The sequence below is a fragment of the Luteolibacter sp. AS25 genome, assembly GCF_046736275.1.
Taxonomy (GTDB): Bacteria; Verrucomicrobiota; Verrucomicrobiia; order Verrucomicrobiales; family Akkermansiaceae; genus Luteolibacter.
The window spans coordinates 499,955-516,092 of record NZ_CP151837.1 but is presented as its reverse complement, the minus strand read 5'-3'; the positions used below and the strand labels follow the sequence as shown (position 1 = coordinate 516,092).

The 16,138-nt window shown below is 54.4% G+C and carries 18 protein-coding genes; 16 read left to right on the top strand and 2 right to left on the bottom strand.

What is annotated here, in order from left to right; all coding sequences use genetic code 11:
* The first annotated feature begins 44 nt into the window (after positions 1 to 44).
* The 7 genes from AAGA79_RS02450 to AAGA79_RS02420 all read left to right on the top strand — a co-directional run bounded on the left by AAGA79_RS02450 (position 45) and on the right by AAGA79_RS02420 (position 6,315).
* Entirely contained in the window at positions 45 to 854 is an 810-nt protein-coding gene (locus AAGA79_RS02450) for an HAD family hydrolase (protein WP_411827191.1), read from the top strand.
* Between the two features lie 206 nt (positions 855 to 1,060).
* Positions 1,061 to 1,210 (top strand): hypothetical protein, encoded by a 150-nt coding sequence (locus AAGA79_RS02445; RefSeq protein WP_411827190.1) that lies wholly within the window; start codon positions 1,061 to 1,063, stop codon positions 1,208 to 1,210.
* Between the two features lie 183 nt (positions 1,211 to 1,393).
* A complete protein-coding gene (locus AAGA79_RS02440) occupies positions 1,394 to 3,409 on the top strand; it encodes an FAD-dependent oxidoreductase (RefSeq protein ID WP_411827189.1) in 2,016 nt (671 codons plus the stop codon).
* 7 nt (positions 3,410 to 3,416) lie between these two features.
* Complete coding sequence (locus tag AAGA79_RS02435; protein ID WP_411827188.1) at positions 3,417 to 4,847, top strand: cytochrome c3 family protein; 1,431 nt, start codon at positions 3,417 to 3,419, stop codon at positions 4,845 to 4,847.
* Positions 4,848 to 4,851: 4 nt separating this feature from the next.
* Positions 4,852 to 5,469 carry a DUF3365 domain-containing protein gene (locus tag AAGA79_RS02430; RefSeq protein WP_411827187.1) on the top strand — a complete coding sequence of 206 codons (618 nt, stop codon included), beginning with the start codon at positions 4,852 to 4,854 and terminating at the stop codon, positions 5,467 to 5,469.
* Between the two features lie 6 nt (positions 5,470 to 5,475).
* On the top strand, positions 5,476 to 5,871 hold the full coding sequence (locus AAGA79_RS02425) for a c-type cytochrome (RefSeq protein WP_411827186.1): 396 nt from the start codon (positions 5,476 to 5,478) through the stop codon (positions 5,869 to 5,871).
* Between the two features lie 18 nt (positions 5,872 to 5,889).
* Positions 5,890 to 6,315 carry a globin family protein gene (locus AAGA79_RS02420; RefSeq protein WP_411827185.1) on the top strand — a complete coding sequence of 142 codons (426 nt, stop codon included), beginning with the start codon at positions 5,890 to 5,892 and terminating at the stop codon, positions 6,313 to 6,315.
* Between the two features lie 100 nt (positions 6,316 to 6,415).
* On the opposite strand, the gene AAGA79_RS02415 is transcribed toward AAGA79_RS02420, so the two are convergent.
* The gene (locus AAGA79_RS02415; protein WP_411827184.1) at positions 6,416 to 7,549 is read right to left on the bottom strand and encodes a phosphatase PAP2 family protein; all 1,134 of its coding nucleotides are present in this window, start codon (positions 7,547 to 7,549) and stop codon (positions 6,416 to 6,418) included.
* A 144-nt stretch (positions 7,550 to 7,693) separates the two neighbouring features.
* Between AAGA79_RS02415 and AAGA79_RS02410 the strand changes: the two genes are divergently transcribed.
* From AAGA79_RS02410 to AAGA79_RS02375, 8 genes are all read left to right on the top strand, one after another.
* On the top strand, positions 7,694 to 8,512 hold the full coding sequence (locus AAGA79_RS02410) for an alpha/beta hydrolase fold domain-containing protein (protein WP_411827183.1): 819 nt from the start codon (positions 7,694 to 7,696) through the stop codon (positions 8,510 to 8,512).
* Positions 8,509 to 8,916 carry a DoxX family membrane protein gene (locus tag AAGA79_RS02405; protein ID WP_411827182.1) on the top strand — a complete coding sequence of 136 codons (408 nt, stop codon included), beginning with the start codon at positions 8,509 to 8,511 and terminating at the stop codon, positions 8,914 to 8,916. The genes AAGA79_RS02410 and AAGA79_RS02405 overlap by 4 nt, the downstream gene beginning before the upstream one ends.
* Positions 8,917 to 8,930: 14 nt before the next feature.
* Entirely contained in the window at positions 8,931 to 9,524 is a 594-nt protein-coding gene (locus tag AAGA79_RS02400; RefSeq protein WP_411827181.1) for a nuclear transport factor 2 family protein, read from the top strand.
* 21 nt (positions 9,525 to 9,545) lie between these two features.
* Positions 9,546 to 10,502, top strand: coding sequence for an acyl-CoA desaturase (locus tag AAGA79_RS02395; protein ID WP_411827180.1), 957 nt, complete (start codon positions 9,546 to 9,548; stop codon positions 10,500 to 10,502).
* A gap of 23 nt (positions 10,503 to 10,525) precedes the next feature.
* Positions 10,526 to 11,785, top strand: coding sequence for an NAD(P)/FAD-dependent oxidoreductase (locus tag AAGA79_RS02390; protein WP_411827179.1), 1,260 nt, complete (start codon positions 10,526 to 10,528; stop codon positions 11,783 to 11,785).
* Positions 11,782 to 12,534, top strand: a complete 753-nt coding sequence (locus tag AAGA79_RS02385) for a DUF1365 domain-containing protein (RefSeq protein ID WP_411827178.1) — start codon at positions 11,782 to 11,784, stop codon at positions 12,532 to 12,534. Before AAGA79_RS02390 ends, AAGA79_RS02385 begins: the two co-directional genes overlap by 4 nt.
* Before the next feature lie 25 nt (positions 12,535 to 12,559).
* Positions 12,560 to 13,873: a class I SAM-dependent methyltransferase gene (locus tag AAGA79_RS02380; protein WP_411827177.1), complete on the top strand. Its 1,314-nt coding sequence runs from the start codon at positions 12,560 to 12,562 to the stop codon at positions 13,871 to 13,873.
* Positions 13,874 to 13,937: 64 nt separating this feature from the next.
* The gene (locus AAGA79_RS02375) at positions 13,938 to 14,444 is read left to right on the top strand and encodes a DUF2062 domain-containing protein (protein WP_411827176.1); all 507 of its coding nucleotides are present in this window, start codon (positions 13,938 to 13,940) and stop codon (positions 14,442 to 14,444) included.
* Positions 14,445 to 14,452: 8 nt separating this feature from the next.
* On the opposite strand, the gene AAGA79_RS02370 is transcribed toward AAGA79_RS02375, so the two are convergent.
* Positions 14,453 to 15,142 carry a lysozyme inhibitor LprI family protein gene (locus AAGA79_RS02370; protein ID WP_411827175.1) on the bottom strand — a complete coding sequence of 230 codons (690 nt, stop codon included), beginning with the start codon at positions 15,140 to 15,142 and terminating at the stop codon, positions 14,453 to 14,455.
* Positions 15,143 to 15,272: 130 nt separating this feature from the next.
* On the opposite strand from AAGA79_RS02370, the gene AAGA79_RS02365 reads away from it, so the two are divergent.
* The gene (locus AAGA79_RS02365; RefSeq protein ID WP_411827174.1) at positions 15,273 to 16,058 is read left to right on the top strand and encodes a DUF1295 domain-containing protein; all 786 of its coding nucleotides are present in this window, start codon (positions 15,273 to 15,275) and stop codon (positions 16,056 to 16,058) included.
* Positions 16,059 to 16,138: the final 80 nt, after the last annotated feature.

Here is a 16,138-nt window from a genome sequence, read left to right as displayed (position 1 = left end):
AAGGGGAAACTTGCTCATTCCAGATTCACTAGTAGCCTGTCCGCGTGAGAACTCTGGACGCCTGCCCGAACAAGCCCGAACTACTTCTGTCCTTCGATTTCGACGGCACCCTGCACAATCCCGCCGAAAAAGAACCGGTCCCCCTCACTTTCTTCGAAACCATCCGCCGCTTGCGTGAAACCAGAAACGCGGTCTGGGGAATCAATACCGGCCGCTCCATGCCCCAGGTCATTGAAGGTCTGATTGAAAGCAATTTCCCCTTCCTTCCCGACTGGGTCATCGCCCGCGAGCGGGAAATTTTCTTCCCGAATAATTTCGGACGCTTCCTTCCACACAACGATTGGAACGCCCGCTGCGAAAAGGACATTGCCAAGCTTTTCAAAAAAGCCCGCAAAACGCTCAAACTCATCCGAAGCGAGATCGAAGAGCACACCGGAGCACAATATATCGAAATCGATGGCGAGCCCGCCGGCCTTATCTCAAGAACAGAAGAAGAAATGGAGTGGATCGTCTCGCACATCACACCACTCATCACCGATATCCCGGATCTGGGCTGGCAGCGAAACTCCATTTACCTCCGCTTCGGCCACAAAAATTACCAAAAAGGCACCACCCTCAGTGAAATGGCCCGCCTTTATGAGCTCGATACCTCACAAACATTCGCCATGGGAGACAGTCACAACGATATCGAGATGCTCTCCGATCAACACTCCGGCTTCGCCGCCTGCCCGGCCAACGCCGTAGAAGCGATCCGCGCCGTCATCGCCGCCCGCCAGCAAAGCATGATCACCATCGCCGATCACGGACACGGCACCGTCGAGGCACTCGATGCCTTTTTTCCAGAAAACGTGTAACGTTTCCTGCGAAGCTTCTCAAATAAAGTGACCCTGTAGAAACTTTTATCGGAGAACCGAGCAACGGCTTCACCCCGCCCGCCCCCGAGGATCTTTCGGAAATTCCCCAGGCTTCGATCGTGAGGCCAAGGCACTCGCCAACGTTCAACAATTCTTCACGACCCCCAAGGGGGAAATTCCATGAACAGGCCGCCGCCGAAATCGGAATGACATCCACCGCCCTACGCGTCGCTGTCCACCGACTCCGCAAACGCTACCGGGCAATCCTTCTCGAAGAAATTTCCGCCACCATCCACGAATCGGAAGACCCCCATCAGGAACTCAACTCACTCATGGAAAGCTTCAGCAAAGTATAATCAGATCATCTATGGGAGATATTAATGCAGTATGCATGGCTATCCTTCTAAAAAAATCCCTGAAACACAGCTAATGAATATAACTCATTAAGATCCGGACTTACTTTCACTATCAGTTTCTACAGAAAATAGCTAGGGGTACATCCGATGCTAACTCCCTGCTCCTGAAGAAGGAAGCAGCCGATGAGCATCAGTCCGATCACAATCAAGGCCAGCGCTCACACCGAGCGGCGCAAGCCTCCCACCCCCGGAACCAGGATCCTCATCCTTGGCAACGGCATGGTCGGCCAAAAGCTTTGTGAGTATCTCATCGCTGAAAAGCTCAACACCACCTGCCAAATCACCGTCATCGGGGCAGAAAAAACACCCGCCTATGACCGGATCAACCTCACTACCCTGGTAGACCACCGCGATCCCTCAAGGCTCACCATCCGTCCAGCCAACTGGTATGAGGAAAATGGAATTGAGCTGCATACCGGAATTTCCGCTACCTCCATCGAGCGTGGAATGAAAACTGTCTCCACCTCCTCGGGTGACATCTATCATTATGGAATACTTGTGATAGCTACGGGTTCCAGCGCCTTCATTCCTCCCCCATTTGATGGCGCAGCCCTGCCTAATCTTTTTGTCTACCGCGACCTACAGGATATTGAACAAATCATCGCCTCCTCTGCCGGGAAATCCTCTGCCGTCATCATCGGCGGCGGCCTACTCGGATTGGAAGCGGCCCAAGCTGTCACAGACCTAGGCCTAAACGCCACGGTCATGGAACGCTCGGATTTGCTCATGCCTCAGCAGCTAAACGCTGCAGCCTCCTCCATCCTTCACAAGTCCGTCCAAGCCAAAGGAATCACCGTCGAGCACAACAAAGCTACCACCGCTATTTCACAAAAAGGCAGTCAGCTTCAACTCTCCTTCAAAGACGGTTCAGCCGCCACAGCCGATCTCGTCATCCTCGCTACAGGAATCACTCCAAACACCGATTTCGCCAAAACATCTGGCCTCAACCTCGGCGTCCGCGGCGGCATCATTGTCGATGATTTCCTAACCTCTTCGGACCAAGACATTTTCGCCGTCGGTGAAGCTGCCCTGCTCCACGGTCGCATCTTCGGACTTGCCGCGCCCGGCTACGCCATGGCCCTCCACCTGGCAAAAATGCTCGCTGGCAAAAAAGTCGACCGCCTACCGCCCCCGGACCTCTCCTGTCGTCTCAAAATGGCCGGAGCAGACATGGTCTCCATCGGCTCTCCGCTCCAGCAGGGAAAAGTCCTCGAATTTTCCAGTGGAAGCTCCTACCGCATGATCTGCACCGATAATCATGGCACGATCCAAGGAGGACTCGGCATCGGACAGTGGCTGGATTCAGGAGTCGTCCAGGACCTCTACCTCAGCGGAACAAAGCTCTCAAAAAAACAGATCAGCTCGTTCAGAGAAACAGGTGAACTCTCCGCAGAGGCTGCTCTTTCCATCGAGCAATGGCCGGACTCTCGCATCGTCTGCAACTGCATGTCCATCCGCAAAGGCGAACTCATGTCCTGCATGACAGAATGCGGGAAATCAGTATCCGCCCTCGCCCAGAAGACCGGAGCCTCCACCGTCTGCGGCTCCTGCCTTCCCCTCCTCCACCAGCTCTGCGATCCGACCGCTGCCCCGCCGAAACCAGTCGCCTATCGCTCCCTCATCAGCGTCTCCGCCATCGCTTTCCTCGCCACACTACTCGCTATCTTTATAGCCCCACCTGCCATGGCGAAGTCCGTGGAATCCTGGTGGTACGCAGTCGATATCCTCTGGCGCGATAATTTCATTAAACAGATCTCCGGCTACTCACTTCTTGGCACCTGCCTCATCGGCCTCCTCCTTTCCCTCCGGAAACGCTTCAAATGGTTCCGCTTCGGCCACTTCGCAAAATGGCGGGTCTTTCATTCCGCCTTTGGAGTCACCGCTCTTATCATTCTCTTCGCACACACCGGTTTCCGCTTCGGGGATAACCTCAACTTCTGGCTCATGCTCACCTTTGTTGCGCTGAACCTCCTTGGCGCCATCGCCGGCATAGTCTCGGCCATTGAAAGCAAAGGAAGCACATCCATCGCCCTCAAAGCACGCCGGATCCGCCCCATCCTTACCTACGCGCACCTCGTCTTCTTCTGGCCACTCCCTGCCCTCCTCGTTTTCCACATCCTCTCCGTTTACCTCTACTAGAATCATAGTGATACGCCCCTCCAAAACGATCATCGCCTTCGGCGCGTGGCTACTCCTCTCAACAGGAGTCGGGCTCTACTACGGCTTTATTTTCAAAGAAGCCGATGACAAATCGGCCATCCTCCCGGGGAAAACCACCCACGGCCATTACCAAATCGAACTCGCCTGCTCCGAATGTCACGACCAGGAACTCGCCGAAAACATCTTCACCTCCTCAGGCGTCTCCAACGAATCCTGCAACAAATGCCACGGCGAAGACCTTGAAGACGCACAAGACTCCCACCCCACCAAAAAGTTCAAGAACCCAGAAAACTACATCTTCCTCCAGCACATCGATGCACTCCAGTGCATCACCTGCCACCGCGAACACGATGCCAAAGTCACCGGCGAAATGGGAACCACCATCCCCGCCGACTACTGCGCGCACTGTCACGAAATGACTTTGGAGAACCTCGACTCACACAAAGACCTCCCCTTCAACACCTGCGCCACCACCGGCTGCCACAACTACCACGACAACCAAGCACTCGCCCCCACCTATCTGCTCAAACACTACGCAGAACCCACCAACCTCCCCTCCCAAACCATCTCACCAACTACCCCACTCCTCAACTGGCTAGCCGATGGAAACAAAGCTCGAGCCCCCCTCTCTCCGCAGCAAGCCGACGCACCTCCCGAGAAATCCAAAAAACAGGAAATCCTAGACTCGTGGCAACACAGCTCGCACGCCGCCGCCGGGATCAATTGCTCCGAATGCCATGGCGGTGCGGAAACACAAAAAGCATGGGTTGATCAACCGGATCACACCTCCTGCTCCTCCTGCCACAGCTACGAGGTCGAGACATTCCTCAAAGGCAAACACGGAATGCGTCTCGCCGCCGGACTTTCCCCTATGACTCCAGGAACCGCCCGTTCCCCCATGAAAAAAGATGCGGCACACGCATCCCTCTCCTGCAGTTCCTGCCATGACTCTCACAGCGTTGACCGTCAATTCGCTTCCCAACAGGCATGCATCCAATGCCACGACGACGACCATACCAAGAACTACGCAGGCTCACCTCACGCGAAACTCTGGGAAAACGAACTCGCCGGCATTTCTCCCATCGGCAGCGGAGTCTCCTGTGCAACCTGCCACCTTCCCGCCACCAGCCAAGGCGACGGCTTTGCCGCCAATCACAATCAAAACCAAAATCTCACCCCAAACGAAAAAATGCTCAAGGACACCTGCATGCAATGCCACGGCATGCAGTTCTCTATGGACTCCCTCGCAGACCGCGACCTCATCACCGCCAACTTCAGCGCTCCACCTTCAAAACACCACGGCGGGATCGATATGGCCGTGGAAAGCGCCATTTCACGGGGTGATGAGAACATTATCAAACTCCGCGAATACCTCGATTCCCTCTCAGAAAACCCAAAACCAAAAGACAAACAATAGATATATGAAATTAAAACATACCTGGCTCGCAATCCCGGCACTTTCCGTCACCTCCGGGATTTTCGCGTCCTGCAGTGAAGAGAATACCAGCGCGGAATCCAAAGGCGGCTACGATGCCGAAATGATGGCCGAGGCCATTTACGTCGTCCTCAAATCCGATCGGAAAATCTACGCCTCCAAAATCGTCAACCGACTAGTAAACGAAGATCAAGTCATCAAAGCCTCCGAAGAATGGAAGGAGGACAAGGCGCTTCTACTCCCCGCCCAAATGTTCCGCGAAGGAGCAGAAGAAGTAGACGCTTCGGACAAACCCTTCGAATTCTCCTACTCCCTGCAGTCCACCTGGCCTCTGAATGTGGAGAACGCCAAGAAAAAGACACCAGCTGTCGAGGAAGGTCTCAAAGCCGTCTCTGATCCCACCAGCGAATTTTACGGTAAGAAATGGACCGGATCCGAAACCCTCGGTGGTAAGGAATACTTCGTCGGTATCTACCCCGACCTCGCCGTAGCGCCAGCGTGCTGGGAATGCCACAACGACCACTCAAACCGCCAGCCCGATTACCCGGAATTTAAAAAAGGCGACGTCATGGGCGGTGTCGTTATCCGAATCCCTAAATCCTGATTTCCTATGAAACACTTTCTCCCTGCCATCATTTTCATCTCCCTGATGCCCTCATGTAAGAAAGATGGGCATGATGTCGGGGAGGCCCCTTCTTCTCCGGAACCTGCGGAGACGCATCCGTGGGACTGGATCCCGGACGACCCTGAACTCGTCGCCGGCCGCAAGGTCTACCTCTCTGAATGCGCCATTTGCCATGACGAAGGTGAAGAATCAGCACCAGCGCTTACCCGAGCCTCCGAATGGAGGGAACGCTCCCAAAAAGGAGAAACTGTCCTCATTTCACACGCCATCAACGGCTTCCGCGGTGAAGATGGCAAAATGCCCGCACGCGGCGGAACACCCTCTCTCACCGATGAGGAAGTCACCAAGTCAGTCCTCTACATGCTAGCCACTCCAAAATAACCAAAAAATAAAAACATCATGAGCAGTCCACTAACAGAATATCAAAAAGATCTCGTTCAAGCCACTTGGGATCAAGTCGTCCCAATCGCCGACACCGCCGCAGGCCTGTTCTACTCGAAACTTTTCGAGCTAGACCCCTCCGTCAAACCCCTCTTCGCAAATTCTGATATGAAGGAGCAGGGTAAAAAACTAATGCAAATGATCGGAGTCGCCGTCAAAGGCCTGGATAATCTTGGAGAACTCGTTCCTGCAGTGGCCGCCCTCGGCAAGCGCCACAATACCTACGGCGTAAAGCCTGAGCACTATGAAACCGTCGGCGCCGCGCTACTTGACACCTTGGACAAAGGACTTGGCGAAGCCTTCACCCCCGAGACCAAAGAAGCTTGGACCATCACCTACAACACCCTCGCCGGTGTCATGATTCAGGCTCAAGAAGCAGCATAAGCAAGCTATCGTAAAATTCTCCCACCATCCCCCTACACTAAGCTCTCTAGCCACCCCGGCTAGAGGGCTTTTTCTGCCTGTAGCCGGGAGATCAAATTCGTCAGTCCACCGCCAGCAGCGGCTCCGCTTCATCCACTCCCACTGTCCGCAGATCCGGCAGCTCGCCTTCGTTCAAAAATGTCACTTCTCCAGACCTCGGTAGAGTCACGATCAGTTTCGATCTCAACTCAGTGAAAAATCCTTTCCGCATCGACCTCACAATCAGCACGCCATCCTCCTCGGACAGACGGTATTTCAGAGAACTCTTCGGCAGTCCGAAGCCCTCCGCCTCCGAATCCACCATCAACTCATCTCCCTTCAAAAACACCACATCCCCCTCGGCCTCGACCTTCAAATACAGAGGCACCCCTCCATCAAGGTGATGCCCTATTCCGTAAACCTCGTTTTTTCGCTCATATGGAGTCCCAAGCGCAGCCGCGAACATCCCCAGAAACAAAATTGGCAGGCAAGCCCAGTTCACAATCGCCGGCACCTTTTTGAAACCTTCCCGCGGCACATACAACCTACTCTTCTGCAGACCCATCGCATGGAAAAGCCCTAGCGAAACAAACCACATCACCGCTGCCGCCCATATCACATCCGAGAGGAAATGACCACCCTGCGCGATGCGGGCAAAACCCAAAGCACCTCCCAGGAGAAAACCGAAGCCGCCCACCGCATACCTTCGCCACTTCCAGGCAGCAGGCAAAACCAAAGCAACCGCAAAGAAAAAGAACCCCATGGTCGCATGTCCGCAGGGAAAACTTTTCCCGGAACTCGCAAAATCCATCCAGACCACCGGCTCGAAACTGAAACTACCTCCGAACTCTGCCAACTGGCTGGGCCGTGGCCGCCCCCAGTTATTCTTCAGCACCAAGTTTGTCACCACCCCGGCTCCCAATGCCAGGCAAAGGACCAAATATGCGGATACCTTCCGATACTTCACCAGCCTTTCCTGACCGATCCCCGCCAGCAAGACACCCAACGCCCCGATCCCCACCAGAATCGCAGGCAAAACCCCTAGATTATAAACCGTCCGCAGCGCTGGATGATGCGCGAATTTCCATCCTTCCGCCGTATCAAAAAAACTCCGTGCAACAGCCAAATCGGCAGTGCTCAGACGAATCCAGATCGTCAGCACCAACAGCAGCGCCAGCACGACTCCACAACTTTTCCAATGAGCTCTCCCAGACATGGCGCAGGTCTATAGAATACGTAAAAAAGGCCGACCCCCCAAATGAGTCAATTTCGACATAAACGAAATACTCATCGCCATTGGATATAGCCCCATACACCACCGTGTATTTGATTTTCAGATACTCTGGATGATCTTGTCCCCATGTTACGCACCGCTGCACTGCTCATTTTCGCAACTTCCATCATCAGTTCCTGCTCTTTGCCATCCACTTCGGCTAGCACATCCTACACCAAAACAAAAGATATCACCTTCACTCCGGAGGGGTATCCAGAGCCACTTCTGGCGGATATCTATAAGCCAAAAACCAACAAGCCGACCCCTGCCGTCCTACTCATTCACGGCGGCGGCTGGAACGGAAAAGAGCGCCGCTCCGACATGACTGGAATCGCTAAAAAACTAGCAGATCGAGGTTATTTCGTAATGAACACCACCTATCGACTCACGCCGGATTGGAAGTTCCCTGCTCAGAAGGAGGACATGGATACTGCGATCAGCTACATGCGTAAAAATTCCAAAACTCTCAATATCGATCCCGACCGCATCGCCACCTTCGGCTACTCCGCCGGTGGCCACCTCGCGGCACTGGCAGGACTTGATCCAGAGAATAATGTGAAGGCAATCATAGCCGGGGGCGCTCCATCGGACCTCTCGCTATGGCCGGATGGAAAACTCACAGGCCTGCTTCTTGGTGGACCGCTGAAAGGTAACGAGGACGTCTACGCAGACGCATCTCCTGTCACAAAGGTAACCAAAACCTCACCTCCGACCTTCATTTACCACAGCACCGGGGATGAAACCGTCCCGGAAGAACACGCCAAGGCATTCGCCGCCGCACTTGAGAAAAACAACGTCGAACACGAAGCATATTGGATCGACGGACGTTCACACATCATGACTCACCTTTTCTCCGCCGAGGCCATTCCCAAGGCAATCGACTTCCTCGACAAGCAGATGAAATGAACATTCGTAAGATCTCCCTCTACCTATTGGCTGTCGCGTTCATCATCGCCGGGGCCAATCATTTCCGCTCTCCGGAGATATACATCTCCATGATTCCTCCATGGCTTCCCGCCCCCTCACTGCTGAATGTCATTTCCGGCGCAGCCGAAACTGCCGGTGGAATCGGACTTCTCATTTCTCTAACACGGAAGGCCGCCGCCATCGGCCTCATTCTCCTATTGATAGCAATATTTCCTGCAAACCTCCACATCGCTATCAATGGCTGGCCTGAAACCGGCATCGCAAGTTGGATTCTTTGGGCAAGATTACCGTTCCAGATCCTCTTCATTCTATGGGTCGCCTACTCGGCTCGTATAACTCTATACAAAAACCCGTCCACTCCACCTAGCGGAACAGTTAATTAGTGATATGATCAATCATGTCGCTTAAAATTGTTCTCCAAACTATCCCCATCATCCTCCTGGTGCTTCTGGTCTTGGCGATCCTCATCCCCGCCTGCGCCCCAAAGCCAGACACCGCTGCTCGAGTTAGCGAATATAGAGAGGCACTTTCGGTAAAAAATGGGACCGAAGACGACAATCCGCGGGCGATTAGAAACTTCTGTAATTTCCTCCAGAAAATCGGCGATAAAAAATATATCGAGGAGAATACATCCAAAGTTTACGCACCGGATGCTTACCTGAACGATACACTGGTTACCCACCGCGGCCCGGAGGAAATCAAAGCCTATTTCCTGGAGACATCAGAAACCATGGAAACCTATGAGGTAACCATTGATGACACGGTCTCATCCGGACAGGAACACTACATCCGCTGGACCATGATCTTCACGGCGCCCGCGTTGAATGGCGGGAAACCTGTCGAATCCATAGGAATCAGCCACGTCCGCCTCAATCCCGCCGGCCAAGTTGTAATGCATCAGGATTTCTGGGATTCCGGTACCAATATCTATGGGCAACTCCCTGTTCTCGGCGGCATGATAGAGACCATCCGCCGCCGTTTCGAAAAATAATCGCCGTCCATCAATAATCCCATGATGCCTAGAATCAAAGCCTTCACTACCCTCATCGGCCATTGGTGGGACTCCGATTACCGCGCCCCTGGCTCGCCGGATCCATCGACCCTGCCTGACAAAGTCGATTGGCAACGGACCCTTCCCTTCATTTTCCTCCACTTCGGTTGCCTCGCCGTTTTCTGGGTGGGAATCAGCCCGGTTGCCGTCATCGCTGCCATCGCGCTTTACTTCATTCGGATGTTTGCCATCACCGGCTTCTATCACCGCTATTTCTCCCACAGGACCTATAAGACCTCCCGCACTTTCCAGTTCATCCTGGCGCTTGTAGGGAACTCCTCCATGCAGCGCGGCTCCCTTTGGTGGGCTGCAAATCACCGGCACCATCACAAGCATTCGGATGAAGAAGAAGACATCCACTCGCCTCGTGTCTCCGGTTTCTGGTGGTCACACATCGGCTGGCTCACCTCCAGGAAAAACTTCCCGACGAACTACAAGGCCATCCCCGATCTCGTAAAATTTCCCGAGCTCGTCTTCCTCAATCGCTTCGACCAACTAGTCCCCCTCGCCTACGGAGTAATCATGCTGGCCATCGGCTGGTCTTTGGAAACTTTTGCCCCGGCCCTCGGCACCACCATGTGGCAGTTCTTCATCTGGACATTCTTCATCTCCACCACCGTCCTCCTCCACGGCACACTTTTCATCAACTCCCTCGCCCACGTCTGGGGGAAAAAAACCTTCGATACCGAAGATGACTCCCGGAATAACTTCTTTCTGGCCCTCATCACCCTCGGCGAAGGCTGGCATAACAATCACCACCGCTATCCCCACGCCACCCGGCAGGGATTTCTCCCCCACCAGATCGATCCCACCTATTATATTCTCAAGCTGCTCTCCAAATTCAATCTGGTCTGGGATCTCCGCCCCGTCCCGAAATCAATCATGGATGAGGCAAAACTCATGAACTCAAAGCCCTAGAGCCACTCTAGCGCCCGCACCAGATGTCTGAAAAACCATCCATCGCCATCATAGGCACCGGCATCTCCGGCCTCGCCTGTGCTCACTTCCTACAGCGGGATTATGAGCTCACCCTCTTCGAGAAAGACAACCGAATCGGAGGACATTCCCACACCGTCACCGTCCCCGAGGACGGTAATAACCTCCCCCTCGACACCGGCTTCATGGTTTACAATGAAGTCACCTACCCTCACCTCACCCGCCTTTTCAAGGAACTAGCAGTGGAGACGAAACCCACCGCCATGTCCTTCAGCGTTCAGCACCTCGGCGATGGTATCGAATTCAACGGCGGCTCGCTCAACCTCCTCTTCTCCCAGCGGAAAAACCTTCTCTCTCCACGATTCTGGAAAATGCTCCTCCAGATCAATCGATTTAACAAAGAGACCATCGATGAACTCGCAAACCCGGCGTTCGGGGACCTCTCCCTCGTCGAGTACGTTGAAAAGCGCGGCTACGGAGCCGATATGCTTCAGTGGTATCTCTCCCCCATGGCAGCCGCCGTCTGGTCGTCCCCGCCAGAGCGCATCCAGAACTTTCCCGCCCGCACTCTCATGCGCTTCTGGCATAATCACGGCTTCCTCGGCCTGGATACACAGCACCCATGGCGCACAGTCTCCGGAGGCTCCAGAGAGTATGTAAAAAAAGTCACCGCCCCCTTCGCTGACCGGATTATCAAAAACAACCCCGTCCGCGCCGTCCTCGAAAAACGCCTCATCCTCAACGACGGCAGCTCGCATTCTTTCGACAAAATCATCCTCGCCTCCCACGCGGACCAATCGCTCAGCCTCCTGGCATCCCCCACCTCCCTCGAGCACAGCATTCTCGAGAATTTTCACTACCAGCCAAACACCGCAGTAGTCCACACAGACCCGAAATTCATGCCCCGCACAGAACGCGCGTGGGCCTCCTGGAACTACCGCATCAGCCAGCAGGGAAACCACTCCACCCACTACTGGATGAATTCCCTCCAAGGCGTATCCGAGAAGACCAATTACTTCGTCTCCATCAATCCACCCGAGGAAATTCCGGAGGAAAAGGTCCTCCACACCCTCCAATACGAGCACCCTATCTTCGATTCCCCGGCCATCGCCGCCCAATCCCGTATCGGGGAACTCCACACCGCCGGCCATCGCACCGGGCACTACTACTGCGGCGCATGGCAGGCAAACGGCTTTCACGAAGACGGCATCCGCTCCGCCCACACCCTCTGTTGGGAAATATTAAATCGGGACCCTTGGGAATGACCCCTTCCGTCTACGAAGCTACCATTACCCACACCCGCGTTTCCCCGGGGAAACATGCCTTCAGCTATCGGGTCTTCATGTTCGCCATAGATCTCGATCATTTTCCCAAGCTCCCCCTCCTTTCCCGCAACCGCCTCAACATCTTTTCCATCGACGACCGCGACCACATCCGCACCGATCCCGAGAAAAACACCCGCCAGAACCTCACCGACTTCCTCGCCCAAAACGGTAGCCCCATCCCACCGGATGCAAAAGTCACCCTACTCACCTTCCCCCGGGTACTCGGCTACTCCTTTAATCCCGTCTCCTTCTACTACATCAGCAGCCCCGCCGGCCTCCCCATCACCGCCGTCGCAGAGGTCACCAATACCTTCCGGGAGATGAAACTTTATCCCCTCGGCACACCCGATGCCCAGGAAAAATTCGACCATACCACACCCAAGGAGTTCTACGTTTCACCCTTCTCGGATCCCAACGATACCTTCCATTTCCGCCTTCACCAGCCAACCGATACCTGGACCGTCCATATCGATAACCTCACCACAGGCAAACCAACTCTTCTATCCCACATCCGCTCCACCCGGAAATCCCTCACCACTCCCCGCCTCGCCTGGTTCGCACTGAAATACCCCCTTCTCTCCCTTGCCATCATCTTTCGCATCCATCTCCACGCCCTCCTTCTCTTCCTGAAAAAAATCCCCCACTTCCCCAAGTCCACCCCCATCCAAAACCTGCCAACTGATCATTGATCACAAGGCACCAACAATTTTCCCCATGAGCACCTCCACACAGCCCCGGCTCCACGATCCTTTGGGATCTCCGCTTCTCCGCGGTAACAACATTTCCGGAACCGTCACCATCACCAAGACGCAGCACTCCACCCTCCCCGAGCGCATCGTCCTCTCTCTCTTTAAAAAATTCACCCTGGACGGCCTCGCCCTCCACTACCCGGACGGACGCACCGCGCACTTCGGCGAAGAAGGAGCTCCCATCACCGCACGCATCACCCTTAACGACCCCGACGAATTCTTCAAACGCGCCACTTTCTACGGAAACATCGGCATGGGCGAAGCCTATACGGACGGCATCTGGGACACTCCCGATATCGCAGCCGTCATCTCATGGTTCGCCCTGAACATGACAGCTCTGCAGGGAGAGGATACCGATTCGTCCACCCTCCCCGGCGTCAACCTACTCAAGGCGGTCAACTGGTTCCGCCACCTCAAGCGCTCCAACACCATCGAAACCTCCCGCCGAAACATCGCGGAGCACTACGATCTCGGTAACGAATTCTACTCCCTGTGGCTCGATGAGACCATGACCTATTCGTCCGCTAAATTCACCGCGGAAACCAAAACCCTCGCCGACGCCCAGACCGAAAAATACGACGCTCTCTGCCGGAAGCTCCAACTCTCACCCGAAGACCACGTCCTGGAAATCGGTTGCGGCTGGGGCGGTTTCTCCCACCACGCCGCAAAAAATTACGGCTGCAAAATCACCGCCGTCACCATCTCGGAAGCGCAGGCCGCCTACGCCCGCCAGCGCATCGAAAAAGCAGGACTCTCACACCTCGTGGAAATCCGCATCCAGGACTATCGCCTCATCGAGGGGAGCTTCGATAAAATCGCCTCCATCGAAATGCTCGAAGCCGTCGGCCACGCCTTCCACGAATCCTTTTTCGCGAAATGCCACGAAGTCCTCACCCCACACGGCCTCCTCGCCATCCAATACATCACCGTCCCTGACAACCGCTACAAATCCCTCACAAAAGGCGTGGATTGGATACAGAAAGTCATCTTCCCCGGCTCGCTTCTCCTATCCGTCGGCCGCGTGAATGAAGTCCTGAACAAAACAGGAAACCTCTTTCTCAATAACCTCGAGGACCTCGGCACAGACTACGCCCGCACCCTCTCCGCCTGGCACGAGACATTCAACTCACGCCTTGATGAAATCAAAAAGCTCGGCTTTGACGAGCCCTTCATCCGCACTTGGAATTACTACCTGAAATACTGTGAAGCCGGCTTCAATACCCGCAACATCTCCGTAGTCCAGGCCCTCTACACCCGCCCAAACAACCTGGAACTCTAGATCTCAGCACGCCCCACGACCTCGATCTGCAACAGACAGCCACTGGAACAAAGCGACCCACCACATGCCATCCGATGATCCCCAATCACCCTCCCGCTTCCGCCGGTGGATCATCAACCCAATCCTGAAGCAGCTGAAACAAGGCACTTCCCCCGAGCGACTTTCCTGGTCCGTCTCGCTCGGCATCACCTTGGGCACATTCCCGATCATGGGCAGCACCTCGCTCGTCTGCTTCATCGCCGGCCATCTATTCCGGCTCAACCAGCCCGTTCTACACCTTTTCAAAACCCTTACCTACCCAGTCCATCTACCCCTAATTCTAGTTTTTATCCGCCTTGGTCAGAAAATAAACGGAGTCCCCCTCCTCACCCTATCCATCCCGGAGATGCTCGGGCAATTCAAAGACAGCCCCACCCGGTTTGCCCGCGATTTCGGTGTCGCCGCCCTCCATGGTATCGAAGCATGGGCCATCTGCTCCCTCGTTCTGATACCACTCGTCTATTTTATCGCCCTACCTCTCCTTCGCAAATTGCTACCAGAGGCCCCGGCCACACCTCAATCGGATGGCTGAGAGATTGATTAATCGGAGTATTCTGTCCCCTCGATCACCTCAATTCGATCTTCTTCGGAAAGCTCACCGATCCACAAATAATCGCCGCTAAAATAGGCACGGGCACCGTGAAATAACGTCGTATTTTCACCGATAACCTTGATTTGCGCCGAGCCATCATCTGCCTTCAGAAACGTCATCCAGGTCACGCCGCCATCATATTCGAGCTCCAGCTCAAACCATCCTGTGTTTCCGTTTATACGAAATTCTCCATCCAGTCCTCCCGAGTGATATGTCGGTCCTCTAACCACCTCTACAAAGAACCAATTTTTCCCGTTTTTTTGAGCAATCTTTAGATGTCCTCCATAGCTATCGGAATAGTATCCTTCCCAGCCCTTTCTATTGTCCTTTTTCAGCCACGCCTCCAGCCACTCCACTCGCGCCTCCGTCAATCCTGCAGCCGTCTCCCAGCGGTCCGGCGAGGTCTCCGCGTCTTTGCCCCGCGCCTCCCAGTCAGACATATAAGTTCTGTATTCCACCCATTTCCGCTGATCTATCTGAACCTTCTCGAAAAGTTCGGGCTGTAGGCCCTTTTTAATCCTTTGATATACCTCGTTCAGTGCCTTGTCCTGTTTGGCATACTCCGCTTTGATCTTCGCCAAGTCATCCGCAGCCGCACCAAGCAACATCATACCCATCGCAAAAACAATTCTCAGCATGATGGGGAAGCTGAATCCCCCCACATCGGACAGCAAGGTCAAACACCTGAACTTACTCACTGTTCCATAGGAATCCAAGTTGCAGCCTGATATATCTGATGAACCCTTAGGATATAAAATTTCATAACTTATGCTCCTCCCCGCCCTAATCGTAAACCTTGTGATCTTCACCGCCGCATGGGCCTTCTGTGTGAAGATCAAAAACTTCTCTCCCGTCGATGCCTTCTGGGCCATCTGCATCGGCCTCACTTCACTGTTTTTCCTTCTCCTGGAAAGCCCTAACCCAAAACAGCTCACCGCAGCGATTCTCATCGGCGCATGGTCCGCCCGCCTCGGCTACCACCTCACCCGGCGCATCGCAAAACATCACCCGGATGAAGACTCCCGGTATGTCAAACTCCGTGAAGTTTGGCAGGGAAAAGAGAAACCCATGTTCCTACTCTTCTTCCTTGGCCAGGCAGTCTCGGTCTTCCTCCTCGCCCTCCCCTTTCACCTCATCTCCGCCGATCCAGATCCGACATTCGATCCACTATCCATCATCGGCGCCCTGGTCACCCTCACCGGCCTCGTCGGAGAAACCATTGCGGACAGACAAATGTCAGCCTTCAAATCCGCCGATCCGGATCCCAAATCCGTCTGCAATAACGGTCTCTGGAAGTACTCCCGCCACCCGAATTACTTCTTCGAAAGTGTCATCTGGTGTGGTTTCTTCCTCTTTGCCCTCGGTTCGCCTTGGGGCTGGTCCACCATCTACGCGCCCGCCGTCATCACCTTTCTTCTGCTGAAAGTAACCGGCATTCCTCCCACAGAAGCATCCGCAGTGAAACGCAAAGGAGAAGCCTATCGCGAATACCAGCGCACCACCTCCCCGTTTATCCCGCTACCACCAAAACCAGACTCCAGCAGCCAGCGGTAATTACTCGCCGCCCGCTCATATAGCCCTATTCCGGATGAAGGTTGCGGAATCCGAAATCAAACAGATGCTATCGCGATATA